At 53.8% G+C, this 16,640-nt stretch carries 17 protein-coding genes and 2 pseudogenes; 8 read left to right on the top strand and 11 right to left on the bottom strand.

The genetic code is table 11. From position 1 onward, the window contains the following. Positions 1-35 precede the first annotated feature (35 nt). From ACQ86N_RS39620 to ACQ86N_RS39605, 4 genes are read left to right on the top strand one after another with little or no spacing between them, the layout of a single operon-like run. Positions 36-1,004 carry a hypothetical protein gene (locus ACQ86N_RS39620; protein ID WP_431211844.1) on the top strand — a complete coding sequence of 323 codons (969 nt, stop codon included), beginning with the start codon at positions 36-38 and terminating at the stop codon, positions 1,002-1,004. After that, positions 937-1,593 carry a hypothetical protein gene (locus ACQ86N_RS39615; protein WP_431211843.1) on the top strand — a complete coding sequence of 219 codons (657 nt, stop codon included), beginning with the start codon at positions 937-939 and terminating at the stop codon, positions 1,591-1,593. The genes ACQ86N_RS39620 and ACQ86N_RS39615 overlap by 68 nt, the downstream gene beginning before the upstream one ends. After that, positions 1,583-1,933 (top strand): thioredoxin family protein, encoded by a 351-nt coding sequence (locus ACQ86N_RS39610; protein WP_431211842.1) that lies wholly within the window; start codon positions 1,583-1,585, stop codon positions 1,931-1,933. The genes ACQ86N_RS39615 and ACQ86N_RS39610 overlap by 11 nt, the downstream gene beginning before the upstream one ends. Next, positions 1,866-2,087 carry a hypothetical protein gene (locus tag ACQ86N_RS39605; protein WP_431218039.1) on the top strand — a complete coding sequence of 74 codons (222 nt, stop codon included), beginning with the start codon at positions 1,866-1,868 and terminating at the stop codon, positions 2,085-2,087. The genes ACQ86N_RS39610 and ACQ86N_RS39605 overlap by 68 nt, the downstream gene beginning before the upstream one ends. Positions 2,088-2,481: 394 nt before the next feature. On the opposite strand, the pseudogene ACQ86N_RS39600 reads toward ACQ86N_RS39605, so the two are convergent. After that, positions 2,482-3,064 (bottom strand): annotated as a pseudogene (locus ACQ86N_RS39600) (RNA polymerase sigma factor). Between the two features lie 515 nt (positions 3,065-3,579). Here ACQ86N_RS39600 and ACQ86N_RS39595 point away from each other — a divergent pair. The 4 genes from ACQ86N_RS39595 (at position 3,580) to ACQ86N_RS39580 (ending at position 6,424) form a co-directional block, all read left to right on the top strand. Beyond that, complete coding sequence (locus ACQ86N_RS39595) at positions 3,580-4,056, top strand: hypothetical protein (protein WP_431211841.1); 477 nt, start codon at positions 3,580-3,582, stop codon at positions 4,054-4,056. Between the two features lie 38 nt (positions 4,057-4,094). After that, on the top strand, positions 4,095-5,375 hold the full coding sequence (locus tag ACQ86N_RS39590) for a hypothetical protein (protein WP_431211840.1): 1,281 nt from the start codon (positions 4,095-4,097) through the stop codon (positions 5,373-5,375). Further along, positions 5,296-5,604, top strand: coding sequence for a hypothetical protein (locus tag ACQ86N_RS39585; RefSeq protein WP_431211839.1), 309 nt, complete (start codon positions 5,296-5,298; stop codon positions 5,602-5,604). The genes ACQ86N_RS39590 and ACQ86N_RS39585 overlap by 80 nt, the downstream gene beginning before the upstream one ends. Positions 5,605-5,671: 67 nt before the next feature. Beyond that, on the top strand, positions 5,672-6,424 hold the full coding sequence (locus ACQ86N_RS39580) for a hypothetical protein (protein ID WP_431211838.1): 753 nt from the start codon (positions 5,672-5,674) through the stop codon (positions 6,422-6,424). On the opposite strand, the gene ACQ86N_RS39575 is transcribed toward ACQ86N_RS39580, so the two are convergent. The 10 genes and pseudogenes from ACQ86N_RS39575 to ACQ86N_RS39530 form a co-directional block, all read right to left on the bottom strand. After that, positions 6,417-7,913: a TolC family protein gene (locus tag ACQ86N_RS39575; protein ID WP_431211837.1), complete on the bottom strand. Its 1,497-nt coding sequence runs from the start codon at positions 7,911-7,913 to the stop codon at positions 6,417-6,419. The genes ACQ86N_RS39580 and ACQ86N_RS39575 overlap by 8 nt on opposite strands. Positions 7,914-7,934: 21 nt before the next feature. Continuing rightward, the gene (locus tag ACQ86N_RS39570; RefSeq protein WP_431211836.1) at positions 7,935-11,084 is read right to left on the bottom strand and encodes an efflux RND transporter permease subunit; all 3,150 of its coding nucleotides are present in this window, start codon (positions 11,082-11,084) and stop codon (positions 7,935-7,937) included. 68 nt (positions 11,085-11,152) lie between these two features. Beyond that, entirely contained in the window at positions 11,153-11,305 is a 153-nt protein-coding gene (locus tag ACQ86N_RS39565; protein WP_431211835.1) for a hypothetical protein, read from the bottom strand. 38 nt (positions 11,306-11,343) lie between these two features. After that, positions 11,344-12,306: an efflux RND transporter periplasmic adaptor subunit gene (locus ACQ86N_RS39560; protein ID WP_431211834.1), complete on the bottom strand. Its 963-nt coding sequence runs from the start codon at positions 12,304-12,306 to the stop codon at positions 11,344-11,346. A gap of 315 nt (positions 12,307-12,621) precedes the next feature. After that, positions 12,622-13,236 carry a TetR/AcrR family transcriptional regulator gene (locus ACQ86N_RS39555; protein WP_431211833.1) on the bottom strand — a complete coding sequence of 205 codons (615 nt, stop codon included), beginning with the start codon at positions 13,234-13,236 and terminating at the stop codon, positions 12,622-12,624. A 235-nt stretch (positions 13,237-13,471) separates the two neighbouring features. Further along, positions 13,472-14,137, bottom strand: a complete 666-nt coding sequence (locus ACQ86N_RS39550; protein WP_431211832.1) for an ABC transporter permease — start codon at positions 14,135-14,137, stop codon at positions 13,472-13,474. 293 nt (positions 14,138-14,430) lie between these two features. Continuing rightward, positions 14,431-15,015 carry an ABC transporter permease gene (locus tag ACQ86N_RS39545; protein WP_431217780.1) on the bottom strand — a complete coding sequence of 195 codons (585 nt, stop codon included), beginning with the start codon at positions 15,013-15,015 and terminating at the stop codon, positions 14,431-14,433. Between the two features lie 192 nt (positions 15,016-15,207). Further along, positions 15,208-15,767 (bottom strand): annotated as a pseudogene (locus ACQ86N_RS39540) (ABC transporter permease); the annotation flags it as partial. A gap of 227 nt (positions 15,768-15,994) precedes the next feature. Beyond that, entirely contained in the window at positions 15,995-16,456 is a 462-nt protein-coding gene (locus ACQ86N_RS39535) for a DUF4293 family protein (RefSeq protein ID WP_431211831.1), read from the bottom strand. A 33-nt stretch (positions 16,457-16,489) separates the two neighbouring features. Beyond that, on the bottom strand, positions 16,490-16,633 hold the full coding sequence (locus tag ACQ86N_RS39530; protein ID WP_431211830.1) for a hypothetical protein: 144 nt from the start codon (positions 16,631-16,633) through the stop codon (positions 16,490-16,492). Positions 16,634-16,640: the final 7 nt, after the last annotated feature.

Below are 16,640 nucleotides of genomic sequence, written 5' to 3'. Positions count from 1 at the left end.
TGCAGGAACTCGTTTTTTAGTTAAGACCCAGCAGCATGTTACCTAACTCTACGTTCTACTCAGGCCGTCGGCTTCGTCTGCTGACTTTCGCCTTTTTATTTTTGCTCATGGCGCACCGCGGCCTCGCCCAGTCCGACACCGCGCATAGCGCCGTCACCTGGGATTTCAGCGTTCAGCAGGGTGCCGACGGCAAGCCGGTCCTGGTCCTGAACGGACATATTAAGGAAGGGTGGAGGCTCTATTCCACGACGATGCCCGACAGCCTGCCCAACTCGCGCGTTACGCTGGACAGCACCGCCGGCGCCACGGTCGGAAAGATCGAAGAGAAAGGTCAGCTGAAAACACAGCCGGAGCCGCTGTTCAACAACGCGAAAACGGGCTCGTACACCGGTCGGACACAGTGGTTGATACACCTGGATCCGACATCGGCCACCCCAACCGGCGATCTGAAAGGTGCTGTCGTATTCATGGCAATCAATAAAGATTCCGTAGTAGGCCCTCAGGAAGTCCCCTTCCGCTACGCACGTGCGGCGGGCGGCGGACTCATAGCAAAATCAGCCGAACTGCAGGCCTCCGCAGGCGCCGCGAACGAACTAAAGAAGTCCACCATCGATCTCGATAATCCGGTAAACAAATGCGGCGGTACGGGCGCTGAAAATTCAGCGTCCAAAGGCCTCTTCGGTCTTTTCATTCTCGGTATTCTCGGCGGCCTGGTCGGCCTGATCATGCCCTGCACCTTCCCGATGATCCCGCTGACCGTCAGCTTTTTTACCAAGCGCTCGGCCACCCGGTCAAAAGGTATTGCCAACGCCTTCCTGTACGGATTCTTCATCTTCCTTATCTATACCCTGATCAGCGTCCCGTTCTATTTTCTGAAAGCGAACAACGCAAACATCCTGAACAATATCGCCACCAACGTCTGGCTCAATCTGTTCTTTGCAGCGGTGTTCCCTGGCCTTCGCCCTGTCCTTTTTTGGTCTCTTCGAGATCACGCTGCCGAGTAGGTTTTCAAATTCGGTAGATACCAAGTCCAATATCAGCAGCGTCGGCGGGATCTTTTTCATGGCGCTGACCCTGGCGATCGTCAGCTTCTCCTGCACGGGACCAATACTGGGAACCTTTGTCGTGAGCGCTCTCGGCCCCAACGGAGGTCCGATACAGCTGACGGTGGTGCTGGCGGGTTTTGGCTTTGCACTGGGCCTTCCTTTTGCCCTGTTTGCAATGTTCCCCAGCTGGTTGCAGTCTCTGCCCCGTAGCGGTGCGTGGATGAACACGGTGAAGATCGTTTTTGGCTTCCTCGAGCTGGCGCTGTTCATTAAATACTTTTCAAATGCTGACCTGGTCACGCACTGGGGCATCCTGAAAAGAGAGACCTTCTTTGCACTCTGGATCCTCGTGAGTGTGGCGCTCGCGCTCTACCTCTTCGGGGTCATCAAATTCCATCACGATCCTCCGCCGAAACAGCTCAGCAAGACCCGGATAGCCTTCGGTATTCTTTCTGGTCTTCGCCGGCTATCTGGCGCCGGGTCTCAGCAATACGAAATACGCGAATATCTCCCTTGTCAGCGGCTTCCCTCCGCCATTGAGCTATAGTCTGTATAAGTCCGCGGATGATTCCAGACGGGTCGAAGCCAACGTGATCAACGACTACGACAAGGCGCTGGCGCTGGCCAGAGAACAGCACAAACCGCTGCTGATCGATTTTACCGGCTGGGCCTGCGTCAACTGCCGCAAGATGGAGGAGAACGTCTGGCCCCAGGAAGTCGTGAAGGACAAGATCAAACAGGACTTTATCCTGGTCTCCCTGTATGTCGATGACCGTAAGGCCCTGCCGGACGACCAGCAGTTTTTGTTCACGACGGGCGATGGCAGCAAGAAAAGCCATCCGGACGGTAGGGGACAAGTTTGCAACACTGCAGTCCGAAAATTTTAAAAATGCGTCCCAGCCTTTCTACGTCGTCATCAGTCCGGACGAAAGATTACTGAACCGGCCCGTAGGCTATACCCCCGACGCCAAAGAATACGCCAGCTGGCTCCAGTGCGGATTGGACGCCTACCAACAGAAAAAGGGCGTGTCGAAGAAATAGGCCTCACCCCACACTAAAAAATAAAAAGCCCCTCGCAAGAGGGGCTTTCAATTAGGCGTCATTCTGTCCCGGCCTTCCAGCCAAACTAAGGGCAAGTCTTGTTACCAGATGGGGGGGCCAGAATGACAATATCTTTTCGCTACTAACGGGCAAGCCGGCATCGGCGCCTATCCCCGCGATAACGATCGTACCAAAGAAAAAAGTCCCTGCTCTCTTCGAGCAGGAACTCTTAATATTTTTTTTAATGGATCTTTTCACACATTGAAGTTAGCGGTTCTATCCGTTCCCCGATACTTAAAGTTAGTTAAAGATTTTTAAAAAAACGCTCATCGTATTTTTCGTACTTGCGATGAACTACCATCTTCTTTAAATCCTTGTTAGTAAAATTCAATCATTACAAGGCAATCTTTTTTTCTGTCATCATTTTACGCAGGTTGATCAGACCATAGCGCATCCGGCCAAGGGCCGTGTTGATGCTGCAATTCGTCAGGGCAGCGATCTCCTTGAAGGAGAGGTCTGCATAGTGACGGAGGATGATCACTTCGCGCTGATCTTCCGGCAGCAGGTCGAGCATCTGTCTTACACGATCATGGCTCTGGCGTTTCATCATCTTGGTGTCTGCTCCCTCTTCCGTGAAGCTGGATCACTTCGAAGATATCCCTGTCATCGCTTGTCTTGATGGCGGGAGTCCTCTTTACCTTCCGGAAATGGTCGACACACAGGTTGTGCGCAATCCGCATCGCCCAGGGAAGGAATTTACCCTCTTCCGTGTAGCGGCCACCACGAATGGTGTCAATAATTTTGATGAGAACGTCCTGGAAAATATCTTCGGCGAGATATTTGTCTTTTACCGGGAAGAGAATGGAAGTGTACAACTTGTCTTTGTGACGAACAATCAGTGCTTCCAACGCATGGAGGTCACCGTCCCTAAATTGGTGAATAAGTTCGTGGTCAGTCTTTTTGCGTAGCAATGTCATAAACTTCTACGGGTTTTTGAAGGTGATAGGATATATTTTGGATTTTAAAGATGGCTCGGTTTTTCTGTGTAGAAGCTATAGTCGATAGGCGGCAGCGTTTATCGGGCCGTTAGACCCTTTTGTTAAAATTCAATATTCACATTCCTTTTCCAATTGTGCACAAATAACTCTTGCACGATTAGGATTTAAAGATATACATTTTTTGGAATAAACCACATTTTGGGAATTTTTTTTGTTTTTATATTCTCCAAACTCCCAGAAAAACAATAAGGTAAGTACTTATTTTTGTCTTTCCTCGGTTTCCAGTTTTGAGAAATGTATATTTTTTGGCCTTTTGGATCACGGTTAGTCCTGCAACATTTGTTCACTGAAATTTGTTAAAATTATTAGCAAAAACCAGCCGCCAGTTCCCGGCAATTCATCATTTTGGTGTAGGTTTGTTAATATAGGGAACGCTACTGGCACGAGCACACAATAAATATAGGGAGGCCACAGGCGCAATCACACAATAATATATGGCCACAACGGGTAAAGTAAAAAAACAGAAAAAAGAAAAGATCATCCCCTCCGCCCCGACTCCTGACGCCGATGCGATATTCATAAAAGGAGCAAGGGTTCATAACTTAAAAAATATTGATGTATCCATTCCCCGCAATAAGTTGGTAGTGGTGACAGGCGTGTCCGGTTCCGGGAAATCTTCCCTGACCATCGACACCCTCTTTGCGGAAGGCCAGCGTCGCTACGCAGAAAGCCTTAGCGCCTACGCCCGCCAGTTCATGGCGCGCATGGACAAGCCGGACGTAGACTATATAAAAGGTCTCTGTCCCGCCATCGCCATCGAACAAAAGGTCATCACACGGACCCCGCGGTCGACCGTCGGCAGTATGACCGAGATCTATGACTACCTCCGCCTGCTCTACGCCAGAGTCGGAAAGACGTATTCCCCGGTCACCGGCCGGATCGTAAAAAAGACGACGTCGGCGACGTCGTAAGCGCCATTGCGGGCCTGAACGCCAATGACCGCGTCCTCTTGCTTACTCCCTTCAAACAACACAGGAACCGGGACACAAAAGAGGAGCTGAACATCCTGCTCCAAAAAGGCTTTTCCCGTATATATCTGCCCGCGTCCGGAGAGGTCGGAGAGACCCTCCGCATCGAGGACCTTCTTGAAATGGACGACAAAGAGCTCAAAAAGAAACTGCCCGCCCCCGGCGCATCCATCCTCGTCGACCGCCTCGTAGTAAAGGCCTTCGACGAAGACGACCGCCACCGCATCGCCGACTCCGTCGGCACCGCCTTCTATGAAGGCGAAGGCGAAATGCAGCTCGAAGTCAACGGCACCCGGCGCCTCCCATTCTCGAACCGCTTCGAACTCGACGGCATCAACTTCGAGGAGCCCGTTCCCAATCTGTTTTCGTTCAACAATCCCTTCGGCGCCTGCCCCACCTGTGAAGGTTTTTCCCGTGTACTCGGCATCGACGCCGACCTCGTCATTCCCGACCGCCGCCTCAGCGTCTACGAAGGAGCCGTGGCCCCATGGAAAGGGGAAAAACTGGTCTGGTGGAAGGACCAGTTCGTCAAAGCCGCCAAAAAATTCGACTTCCCGATCCACAAGCCGGTGATCGACCTCACGAAACAGCAATACAAGGCGCTGTGGGAAGGTAACGAGCACGTCCAGGGGATCAACGATTTCTTCGCGGAAGTCGAACGCAACCTGTATAAAGTACAGTACCGCGTTCTGCTCTCCCGCTACCGCGGCCGCACAGAATGCCCGGACTGCAAGGGCTACCGGCTCCGGAAGGAGGCTCTCTATGTCAGGATCGGTGACAAACATATCGGCGAGCTCTGCGAGATCCCGGTGAAGGACCTCTCCGCCTGGTTCGATCACCTGGTGCTGGAGCCCCACGAACAGCAAATTGCAAAGCGCATCCTCATCGAGATCCGTCACCGCCTGTCCACGCTGATGGACGTGGGGCTTGGCTATCTGACGCTCGCCCGTCTGGCGAATTCCCTCAAGTGGCGGCGAAAGCCAGCGTATCCAGCTGACACGCAGCCTCGGCAGCAACCTGACCAACTCTTATATATCCTGGACGAACCCTCTATCGGGCTTCACTCCAGGGGATACCGAAAGGCTGATACGCGTACTGAAAGAACTGCGCGATCTTGGAAATACGGTAGTCGTAGTAGAACACGACGAGATGATGATGCGGGAGGCGGACTATATTATAGATATGGGCCCTCTGGCCAGCCATCTGGGCGGCGAGGTCGTCGCGGCAGGGGACTACGACCAGCTGATCGCCAACGAGGATAGCCTGACGGGGAAATACCTTAAAGGCGAGCTGACCATTGCTCCGCCCGCTTTTCCGAGAAAATGGAAACGGTCCATCAGCGTCGAAGGCGCGCGGCAGAACAACCTTAGAGACCTGACCGTCGAATTTCCGCTGGACGTCCTCTGCGTCGTCAGCGGCGTCAGCGGCAGCGGCAAGACGACCCCTGGTCAGGCAGATCCTCTATCCCGCCCTCCAGAAGATCAAGGGTGAGCCTGCCGAAAAGGTCGGCATACACAAGGCGATCACAGGGGATATCGAATATATCTCTCAGGTCGAAATGGTCGACCAGAATCCTATTGGCAAGTCTTCCCGTAGCAATCCCGTCACCTATATCAAGGCCTATGACGAGATTCGGGAGCTCTATTCCAAACAGCCCCTGAGCAAGATGCGGGGTTTCCAGCCCAAGCACTTCTCCTTCAACGTCGACGGCGGCCGCTGCGATACCTGCAAGGGCGAGGGCGAACAGGTCGTCGAAATGCAGTTCCTGGCAGACGTCCACCTGACCTGCGAGGTCTGCCACGGCAGGCGGTTCAAGGACGAGATCCTCGAGGTTACCTATAGGGAAAAGAACATCTTCCAGGTGCTGGAGATGAGCGTCGACGAAGCACTGGACTTTTTCAAAGACGAGAAAGATATACTCCAGAAGATCAGGCCCCTCAGCGACGTCGGTCTGGGCTATGTGAAGCTGGGTCAGTCTTCGGATACCCTTTCGGGTGGGGAAGCCCAGCGTGTGAAGCTGGCCTCTTTCCTGGGCAAGGGCCGTAGTCAGGGACATATCCTGTTCGTTTTCGACGAGCCGACCACCGGCCTGCATTTTCACGATATCCGCAAGCTGCTGGCTTCCTTCAATGCGCTCATCGATCAGGGCCATTCCATCCTGGTCATCGAGCACAATACCGACGTCATCCGCTCCGCCGACTGGGTGATCGACCTCGGCCCCGAAGCCGGCGACGGAGGCGGGAGCCTGGTCTATGCCGGTGTGCCGTCCAAAATGCCGAAAAACACCGGTTATACCGGAAAGTTCATATAGCCAGAAAGCCGGACATTGTCCGGCTTTCTGTTACTCTAACTCCTATCGGTTTCAACTGCCTGTCTGCGCGAATCAATTCCATCCTCCTCCGAGGCTGCGATACAATTCCAGCTTCTGCGCTAAGTTGTCCTTTCTTTATAGACGCTAATTCCAGTTCGCTTTGCAATACATTTCCCTGCGCGGTGATCACTTCGAGGTAGGTAGCCAGACCGTTGCGGAACAGGCTGTTGGCGTTGACAATTGCCTGCTGCAGCGTATTGACCCGGGTGGCGACCACTACTTTCTGCTCCTTCAGCTTCTCGATCTTGCCGAGCGCATCCGAAACTTCGCCTACTGCGGTCAGCACCGACTGTCTGAACAATATCACACTCTTCTCTCTGTCCACCTTCGCCAGCTCATACTGCGTTTTCAGCTGCTTGCGCTGGAAAAGGGGCTGGGTCAGACCTCCGCCCACGATCCCGAACAGGCTACCCGGAATATTGAACCAGTTGCTGCTCTTAAAACTATTCAGGCCACCCTGCGCCGTTATCGTCAGCGAAGGATAAAGACTTGCCTTCGTGATGCCCACATTGGCATTGGCGATATTCAGCGCCAGCTCGCTGCTGCGAACGTCCGGACGGCGGCTCACCAGCTGAGCGGGTACCCCTGCCGAAAGCGTGTCTTTCAGCGGAACCTGTTCCAGCATAGCCGTTCTCGCGATACTCGCCGGGAGCCTGCCCGTCAGAATGCTCAGCGCATTCTCCTGAACGAGGAGGCTCTGTTCGATCTGCGGCACCAGTTCGGCGGCAACCAGCCGCTGCGCTTCCGCCTGCTGTACACCCAGCGCCGTCACGTCTCCAGCCGTGAACTGCAGTCGAATGATCTGCAGCGTGCTGTCGTTGAGGGCCAGGTTTTTCTTAGCGATAGCCAGCTGTTCGTCGAGCATGAGAAGGTTGTAGTATCCTTCGGCTACGCCGGCGACCAGATTGGTCTGCAGGGCCTTGCGGGCTTCCTGCGTCTGCAGGTAGCCTGCCAGCGCCTTGTCCTGCTGGCTGCGGATCTTTCCCCAGATAGGTACTTCCCAGCTAAGGCCAAGATTGGCGTTGTAGTCCTCGATGTATTTGTGGCCCACTATCTGGGGGGCGAACTGCCCGTTCAGACTGTTGTCGGCGGGCCGTGTACGGCTGTACGTCGCATTGAAATTGACGTCAGGCCAATATCCCAGCTTCGACTGTCCAAGGATCAGCTGCGCCGACTCGATATTCTTCAGGGCGACCTGCATATCATAGTTGTGTGCGATAGCGCTGTCGATCAGCGTCTGCAGGGTCGCGTCTCCGAAGAAACTTTTCCAGGGCAAATTGGCCACGCTCGTGGTGTCTCCCTTTGCTGCCGTGTTTCGGAATTCCACCGGCAAATCGGGCTGCGGCGTAGCAGTGTCTTTTGAAACCTTACAGGCGCCCAGCCCCAGGAGAAGGGCAAGGCTGGCTGTTCTTATGATTGTTGATGTCATATAGTGATGAATTTTACCTGCTTATTCTGCTAATGATGGTGACTTAACTTTTTTCATGCCGATAAACCTTTCCTGCAGGTACTGGAAGATGATGAACAACACCGGTACGATAAAGACGCCGAGGAGAACACCAGTCAGCATCCCGCCGACCGCCCCGGTACCGATGCTCCGGTTGCCCAGGGCCGCCGCGCCTTTGGCCCTCATCAGGGGCAGCAGACCGACGATAAAGGCAAAGGAGGTCATCAGGATCGGGCGAAGACGCAGCTTGGCGGCATCTATTGCGGCGTCCCACAGACTCATTCCGGCGTGCCTTCTTTGTACGGCGTACTCCGTGATCAGGATGGCGTTCTTCGCCAGCAGACCGACCAGCATGATCAGACTCACCTGGACATAGATATTATTGTCCACGCCGAATAGCTGGAGGAAGCCGAATACGCCGAATATACCAGCAGGGATCGAAAGAACTATCGCGAAGGGCAGGATATAGCTTTCATACTGGGCAGCCAACAGGAAGTAGATGAATACAAGGCTCAGGATAAAGATAAAGATCATCTGCGAACCCGCCAGCTTTTCTTCCCTGGTGATACCCGTGAACTCGTATCCCCAGCCCTTAGGCAACACCTGGGCGGCCGTTTCTTCGATAGCCTTGATGGCATCCCCCGTGCTATAGCCGGGCTTCGGAACCCCGTTGATCGTTGCCGAATTGTACAGGTTGTTGTGGCTCACTGTTTCAGGTCCATATACCTTTCTCAGCGTCAGCAGCTGGTTCACCGGGATCAGCTGTCCCTGGTTGTTCTTGACATATATGCCTCTCAGTGACTCTTCGTTATTCCGGTAGGGAATATCGGCCTGCGCCATTACGCGGTAGTACTTGCCAAACCGGTTGAAGTCGCTCACAAAGCTACTACCATAATAGATCTGCATCGTCTGCATCAGGTCGGCTACGGAGACGCCCATCTGCTTGGCCTTGTTGTTGTCCACGTCGATCATATACTGGGGGTTACCCGAGGCGAACGTCGTGAAGGCGTAGGCGATTTCCTTGCGCTGGAACAGCGCACCGAGGAAGGTGTTGGTCATATTGCTCAGCCTTTCCATCGATCCATTGGTCTGGTCCTGAAGGGCGAACTCGAAACCGGCAACGTTACCAAAACCCTGTATGGTCGGGAAGGTAAAGAAGAAGGCGTGTGCGTCCTTCACCTGCATGGCGACCTTCATGGTCAGGTTGCCGCTGATGGCATTGATGTCCTTCAGCTGACCACGTTCGTCGACGGGCTTCATACGTACGAAACCTGCGCCGTAGGGAGAGGCGTTCGCATTCGAGATGAAGTTGAGCCCTTCCACATTATACCTTCTGTCGGCGATGGGATCGGCCTTGATGATGCTGTCGATCTCGGCGATCGCCTTGTGCGTCTTGTCAAGGCTGCTTCCGGGAGGCGTGTTTACGGCATACAGGATAAAGCCCTGATCTTCCGTCGGAATAAACCCGCTGGGAGTCTTTTGCATCAGCATGTACGATCCCGCGGCCAGGGCGATCAGCCCGGCGATAGTGATCCATTTGTGGCGGAAGAGGAAGCGCAGGCTGCCGAGGTACTTGTCCGTCATGTTCTTGAAGCCGACATTAAAGGCGGCGAAGAACCGGGCGCCCAGTCCTCTCTTCTTTCCGTGTTCATCGGAATGAAGGTCTTTGAGGAAAATGGCGCAAAGTGCGGGGCTCAGTGTAAGTGCGTTGACGGCGGAGATAAAGATGGCGATAGCCAGCGTATAGCCGAACTGTCTGTAGAACACACCGGTCGGACCTTTCAGGAAGCCTACCGGAATGAACACGGCCATCATCACCAGCGTGATCGATATGATGGCGCCGGATATCTCACTCATTGATTTAAGTGTTGCTTCACGGACGGGCAACTTCGAGTTCTCCATCTTGGCGTGTACCGCTTCCACCACCACGATGGCGTCGTCCACCACGATACCGATAGCCAGTACCAGTGCGAACAGCGTCAGCAGGTTGATGGTGAATCCGAATACCGAAAGGAAGAAGAAGGTGCCTACGATGGCCACGGGCACAGCGATCGCAGGGATCAGCGTGCTCCTGAAGTCCTGAAGGAAGATGAACACCACGATGAACACCAGGACGAAGGCTTCTATCAGGGTATGTTTTACCTGTTCGATGGACGCGTCGAGGAACTCCTTGGAGTTATACATGATCGTCGTGTGGAGGCCCTTGGGCAGGCTCGCCGAGAACTTGTCGACCAGCTGTTCGGCCTGCGTAAGGATGTCGTTGGCATTGGAGCCGGCGACCTGCTGGATGGCCACACCCGTTGTCGGGTGGCCGTTGAGCGTACTGTTGGAAGAATAGGTATAGGAGCCGAATTCTACCCTCGCTACGTCTTTCAGCCGGACGACGGAACCATCGGCGTTGGATTTGACGATGATGTTCTCATAGTCCTCGTCCTTGTTCAGCTTGCCCTTATACTTCAATACGTACTCATAAACTTCCTTGCTGCTCTGGCCTAGACGGCCGGGAGCGGCTTCCAGCGACTGGTCGCGGATCGCGTTGGTGACCTCGACAGGAGAAAGGTTATTGGCTACCAGACGGTCGGGCTTCAGCCAGATCCGCATGGAGTAGTCTTTGGATCCGAAGGGGCTGGCGTCGGCCACGCCCGGGATACGCTGGATCTTGGGGATCAGGTTGATCTTGGCGTAGTTCTGCAGGAAGGTCTCATCATAAGCGGAATCGGTCGAATAAAGACTGACGAACATGATGATGCTGTTCTGCTGCTTTTGCGTCGAGATCCCTGCCTGGATAACTTCCGCAGGTATCTGGCTCGTTGCCTTGCTGACACGGTTCTGCACGTTCACCGCCGCGATATCGGGGTTGGTCCCCTGTTTGAAATATACCGTCAGCGACATGCTGCCGTCATTACTGGAGTTGGAGGTCATGTAGGTCATGTTCTCCACACCATTGATGGATTCTTCCAGCGGGGTCGCCACGCTTCGCGCGACAACTTCCGCATTGGCGCCGGGATAGTTGGCCTGCACCAGAACGCTGGGCGGCGCAATATCCGGGAACAACGAGATGGGCAGCGTAAAGATGGACAGCCCACCAAGTATGAATAAGATGATAGACACGACCGTTGACAACACCGGCCTTTCAATAAATCTCTTTAACATAAATTGATCTCTTTGTTAGTGTTTTAATCCTGCCTGCGGGTCCTTGGCTCTTCTTCCCGGATAAGGGACTACAGCGGCATAACCTTCAGCACACTGTCGGCAGACAGGGGTTGCGGGTTGATCACCGCACCGTCCGTCAGGCGGTCCATACCGGCGAAGACGATCTTGTCTCCGGCCTGAACGCCCTTGTCGACCAGGTAATAGTTGGTGGTCTTGCTCACGATATGTATCTGTTTGCCGACTACCTTGTTGCTGTCCCCTACGGCAAAGACAAATATCTTGTCCTGGATCTCGTAGGTGGCAGTCTGAGGTACAGGCAGCAGACCGCTGTTGCCCTGGGGATCCGAACCCGTCCCGTGATACCGCTGCGGAGCAGCCCTTCGTTGTTCGGGAAAGTGGCACGGAAGACGATCGCTCCGATATTGCGGTCGAACTGACCTTCCATGAGCTCGACCTTACCCTTGCTGCCGTAGATGCTTCTGTCGGCCAGCTGGAGTTCGATCGGGGGCAGGGACTTGATCTTTTCGCTGATCGTCTTGCCGGGGAACTCGGCGGTGAACTTCAGGAAATCGCTTTCGCTCATCCCGAAATAGGCGTAGACTTCCTTGACGTCGGAAACGACCGTCAGCGGCTGTGCTTCACCTTTACCTACCAGCGCACCCGTCTTGAAGGGGATGCGGCCGATGTATCCGTTGACGGGGGCCTTCACCAGCGTGTAACCGAGGTTGATGCCGGCATTGGCGCCTTCGGCCTGAGCCTGTGCTACCTGTGCCTTTGCTGCGTCATAGGCGGCCTGTGCTGCCTTCAGCTGTACGTCGGAGACTACCTTGTTCTCTACCAGCGGTGTCAGACGGTTGACTTCGATGGCGGCCTTTTCCATATTGGCCTTTGCGGCTAATACGTTGGCCTGGGCGTTGTTGACCTGCTCGCCATAGGGCCGGTCGTTGATCTTGAAAAGAGGCTGGCCCGCGGTGACATAGGCGCCTTCTTCCACATAGATCTTATCCAGGTAACCGCTCACCTGAGGACGGACCTCGACATTGGTCTTGCCCTCGATGTTGGCGGAATACTCCGGGTAAGTGGTTGCTACGTTGCTGGTGATCGGGAGGACCGGAAGACTTGGCGGCGGCGGCGCGGCTTGTGTGCCCTGCGCCTGTGAACAGCCGCTGAAATATACTGCAGCGGCTACGATGATTGCTGAAAATAATAGATACCTTCTCATAACATTATTTAATTGTTTAATGGTGTTAAATCGATCGGCAAAAATTCTAATTGTTCATAATATTTATCACTGTTAAATCGCATGGTAAAAAAAAACTTCAGTTTTTTTTCAATTGGCAAACACCATATAGGGGGAGACAAGCAGCTGCTCCTGTTTAGAGAGACAAACAAGCCATCGCCATCGGCGTTGGTATACGCGGCCCGGGTGGTAGGGCATTTTGGTTTTTAGGCTCCGGATTATTTTTCCGCCGGAGAGTCTATCTATCCGCGGGAGAATCTTTTGTTCCCTCGGAGAGTTATATTCCGCCGGAGATTATTACTCCGCCTGCGGTTGGTTTCTCAGGCTACGGGTGATGCCGGTTATGGCATCTTTCAGGATCTGACGGTTGATCTCGTCCGACGTTCCTTTCCGGACGATATTGATAGAGATCAGCCCGTGTACGATCGACCAGTACGTGTAGTACTTGGTACAGACGCGGTCGTCGTCGGGATCGCTGATGCCCATCATTTCAGCGATGGTACTTGCAGCGATATCATAGGGAGTGCTTCCCGCAGGAAGTAGTTCGTCCATAATACAACAGTTAACTTCTACGCCAAACATCAGCTGGTAATATTCCTTTTGCTCAAAGGCAAAATTCCAATAGGCCAGCCACATAGCCTCGATCTGATCGCCCAATTCCTTATGCTTAGTCTTTGCTTCATTCATCCTTGCGCCCAGCAGCATGAATCCCTTTTTCGTCAACTCCAGCAGGATTGCCTCCTTGTTGGCGTAGTATTCATAGATAATGGGCGCCGTGTATTCAATCTTGTCCGCGATCTTCCGCATGCTCAATGCCTGCCAGCCTTCATCTTTCACAATTTCGTGTGCCGCATCCAGGATATTTACCCTGGTCTGCTCTTTTAATCGATGAATTCGTTCCTTACTCCCCATGTGAGACAACTCCTTTTAGTGCCTTAAATAATTTAACACTGTTAGACAAAAGTAGAACTATTTTTAATTCCGCAAAGAAAATTTTTTTCCAAACCGCGAAAAACACCCGCCCCGGCCATCCACAACCACACCAATATTCCACGGATTTTCAATGCGTTAATTTGTTTTTTCACCTGATTTCCCCAAGGGTCCCCCGCGTGTAGCCGGGCCCCTCCGAATTCCTCCGCAGGTCCGCCTATTCCGTCCGGAGACTCTTCACGGGGTTCGTCATCGCCGCCCTGATAGCCTGCACGCTGATGGTCAGCCACGCGATGAGGAACGCGGCTCCTCCCGCCAGAACAAATATCCACCACTGCACGCTGATGCGGTAGTAAAAGTCCTTCAGCCAGCTGGCCATAAAGTACCACGTTATAGGCGTCGCAATGAGAAAGGCGATGATCACGAGCTGCATGAACTCCTTCGAAAGGAGGTTGATGATCCCCGTTACACTCGCGCCCAGGACCTTCCTGACCCCAATCTCCTTTGTTCGCTGCAGCGTGCTGTAGGAGGCGAGGCCCAGAAGACCGAGACACGAGATGAGGATCGCCAGGACCGCGAAATTCAGGAACAGCTTCCCAAATCTTTCTTCGCCCATATATTGCCGGTTGAAGAACTCGTCCGCAAAATAATAGCTGAACGGCCTGTTGGGGATGATGGCCTTCCATTTGGCCTCGATCGCGGAAACGGTGTTCTTCAGATCGGCCGTTTTGACATTGGCCGAGATCAGGTCGCAGCCGTCCGGTTCGATACGGAAGCTCAGCGGCTTGATCTCCGACTGCAGCGACCGGAAGTGAAAGTCCTTTACCACGCCGATGATCTGCCCTTTCCGGCCCCACTTGATCGAATTTTCGCCCGACGGCATCCTGCGGGCTATGGTAACCGAATAGCCTAACCGCGCTTTCGTTGAGGATCATGGCCCGCGTGGTGTCGGTGCCGAAGTCCCTGGAGAAGCCGCGGCCGGCGATGATCTTCATCTTAAATTGTTTGAGATAGTCGAAGTCGACGAAATAGAGTTCCAGGTTGGCGATCTGCATGTCTCCCTTGACGTTTTCCACCTGAGAATAGGCCGTGGGGTTACCGCTGCCCGGTACACTGGAAGACATGGCCGTCGAGAGGACACCCGGGACCCGGCTTATTTCATTGTTGAGTGCTATTTTATGGGCGTTGCCTTCCGTGTTCACCACGATCATCTGCTGGTTGTTGAACCCGAGGTCCTGACTGCGCATATAGGTCAGCTGCGAGTAGACGATCAGGGTGGCGGCGATGAACGCGATGGAGATCGTGAACTGAAATACTACCAGACCCCTCCGGAGGAGCATACCCCGGTTGCCGGTCGCGAAGCGGCCTTTCAGCACGGTTATGGGCTGGAAGGCGGACAGCACCAGCGCCGGATAAATGCCGGCCAGCAGACCGATGCCCACGGCGATCCCGAATAGCGCCAGGATATAGTCCGGGTGGTGGAACAGCCCCGTGCTGATCGTCTTGCCGGCAAGAAAATTGAAAAGCGGTATCAATAGCGCGGTGACCCCTACGGCAAGGACGAATGCAATGACGGCACTGGAGGATGGACTCCCCGAGGAATTGGTTGGTCAGCTGTCCCCGCTCCGCGCCCACCACCTTACGGATGCCCACTTCTTTTGCCCTTTCAGTCGACCTCGCGGTGGTGAGATTGACGAAATTGATGCACGCGATCAGCAGGATAAAGGCGCCCACGACCGAAAAGATGTAGATATTGGCCATATTCCCGTTGTCCTGCGCCCCTCTTCTGTTGCCCGACCGGAGATAGACGTCTTTCAGCGGCTGGAGGGTAAGGGTAAAGAACATCTGGATCTGTTTCATTTCCTTTCCGTCCCTTTTATCCAGAAACGCGGGAAATTTTCTTTCCAGCGCTTTTGGGTCGGTATTGGGCTTCAGGAGGAGGTAAGAGTACATGCCAAAACTACTCCAGCGTAGGTCTTCGGCCGAGTCCTGGCGTCTGGACGTGGACTTGGACAGGAAGAGATCGGCCTTCAGCAGGCTATTCTCGGGCATATCCTTCATCACGCCCGTCACCTTTACCGGCTTGCCGTCGTCGTTCATCAGCAGCGTCTGGCCCATCGGGTTGGCGTCCGCGAGAGTATTTTTGGCGGTCGACTGGGAGAGGACGATGCTATACGGCTCGGTGAGGACCGTGCGGGGATCGCCCTGTACCAGGGGAAATCGAACACCTCGAAAAAAGTGGAGTCGGCGAGGACCGCCTTACTTTCCTGAAACTTGATCTCTCCCTTTCTCAGCAGGATGGGGCGAGGGTCGAAACGTACCGCTTTTTCTATCTCGGGGAACTCGTCTTTGGCGTTGATGGCCATGGGAGCGGAGCAGACAGCGATATTCATCGTTTCAGTGGGTGTCTTGATATCGCAGTTCAGCTGGTAGATCCGGTCGATCTTGCTGTGGAACTCGTCATAGCTCAGCTCGAACCGCACATACAAAAAGATCAGGAAGCAGGCCGACATACCGATCGTCAGTCCCAAAATATTCAGCGAAGAGTAGACACGGTGTTTCCAGAGATTGCGAAAGGCTGAGCGAAGATAGTTTTTGATCATGGCTGCGGTTGAGCCATCTTCCCCACAAAGCCGGTGCCTTATTATGAAAGCCTGGGGATCAATAATCTAGATAGGAATATCGGGTAGGGGTGTCCGATTTCGATACACCGTGTGTACGCCTTGTTGCCGCAGCGGTCCTACCGGAGCCGGTCCGCACTCTTCACCAGTCTCTGGTCTCTCCTGATCCCCGGGGCCGCCATAACCAAAAGTACAGGTATCGCCAGCGAAAACAACATCCCAACACTATAGCTGCCGGATTCAAAAGGGGGAACCCCGCTCTTCCACCAGTAAAGAAAGATATTGAGCAGGGACAATACAAGAAGTCCGATGGTGATCAGGAGCTGCTTGCCCCTCGATTTGAAGTTGAAGATATTGACGAGGATGCCGGCGATGATGATCACCGTAACGATAAGGATCAGAACACTACCCGCACTGGCGCTGACAGAGCCGGCGCCGAGCGTCGGTACGGCCTTCACTTCCAGCGGAGCTATCCCGTTCAGACCAACCTTCATATTCCCGAAATAAAAGGCGAATTTGAAGGTCAGTGCCTCGCAGATCAGCGCAAGCAGCATCCATAAGGTCTGTTTCCTTTGCAGCATAGTTAAAGTTTTTTATCGTTGGTCTTCCAGCGACTAACCCAGTTCGGGGTACAGCGGAAATTGTTTCATAAAGGCATTGACGTCTCCGCGAAGCGCCTTCAGTACGTCTTCGTTGTCCGCGTTGACCAGTGCCTTGTCGATCATTTCCACTACCGTCGCCATATGTGATTCCTTCATACCGCGG

The sequence above is a fragment of the Puia sp. P3 genome, assembly GCF_050632245.1.
Taxonomy (GTDB): Bacteria; Bacteroidota; Bacteroidia; order Chitinophagales; family Chitinophagaceae; genus Puia.
The sequence above is the reverse complement of the archived record's forward strand: the minus strand, read 5'-3'. Positions and strand labels throughout refer to the sequence as shown.

Coding starts and splice junctions, on each gene's coding strand:
- ACQ86N_RS39620 (WP_431211844.1), top strand. CDS start 36: ATGTTACCTAACTCTACGTTCTACTCAGGCCGTCGGCTTCGTCTGCTG.
- ACQ86N_RS39555 (WP_431211833.1), bottom strand. CDS start 13,236: ATGGGGAGTAAGGAACGAATTCATCGATTAAAAGAGCAGACCAGGGTA.
- ACQ86N_RS39530 (WP_431211830.1), bottom strand. CDS start 16,633: ATGAAGGAATCACATATGGCGACGGTAGTGGAAATGATCGACAAGGCA.
- ACQ86N_RS39575 (WP_431211837.1), bottom strand. CDS start 7,913: ATGACATCAACAATCATAAGAACAGCCAGCCTTGCCCTTCTCCTGGGG.
- ACQ86N_RS39580 (WP_431211838.1), top strand. CDS start 5,672: ATGGTCGACCAGAATCCTATTGGCAAGTCTTCCCGTAGCAATCCCGTC.
- ACQ86N_RS39605 (WP_431218039.1), top strand. CDS start 1,866: ATGGCAGCAAGAAAAGCCATCCGGACGGTAGGGGACAAGTTTGCAACA.
- ACQ86N_RS39595 (WP_431211841.1), top strand. CDS start 3,580: ATGGCCACAACGGGTAAAGTAAAAAAACAGAAAAAAGAAAAGATCATC.
- ACQ86N_RS39570 (WP_431211836.1), bottom strand. CDS start 11,084: ATGTTAAAGAGATTTATTGAAAGGCCGGTGTTGTCAACGGTCGTGTCT.
- ACQ86N_RS39545 (WP_431217780.1), bottom strand. CDS start 15,015: ATGGCCAATATCTACATCTTTTCGGTCGTGGGCGCCTTTATCCTGCTG.
- ACQ86N_RS39550 (WP_431211832.1), bottom strand. CDS start 14,137: ATGCCGTCGGGCGAAAATTCGATCAAGTGGGGCCGGAAAGGGCAGATC.
- ACQ86N_RS39585 (WP_431211839.1), top strand. CDS start 5,296: ATGGGCCCTCTGGCCAGCCATCTGGGCGGCGAGGTCGTCGCGGCAGGG.
- ACQ86N_RS39535 (WP_431211831.1), bottom strand. CDS start 16,456: ATGCTGCAAAGGAAACAGACCTTATGGATGCTGCTTGCGCTGATCTGC.
- ACQ86N_RS39560 (WP_431211834.1), bottom strand. CDS start 12,306: ATGAGAAGGTATCTATTATTTTCAGCAATCATCGTAGCCGCTGCAGTA.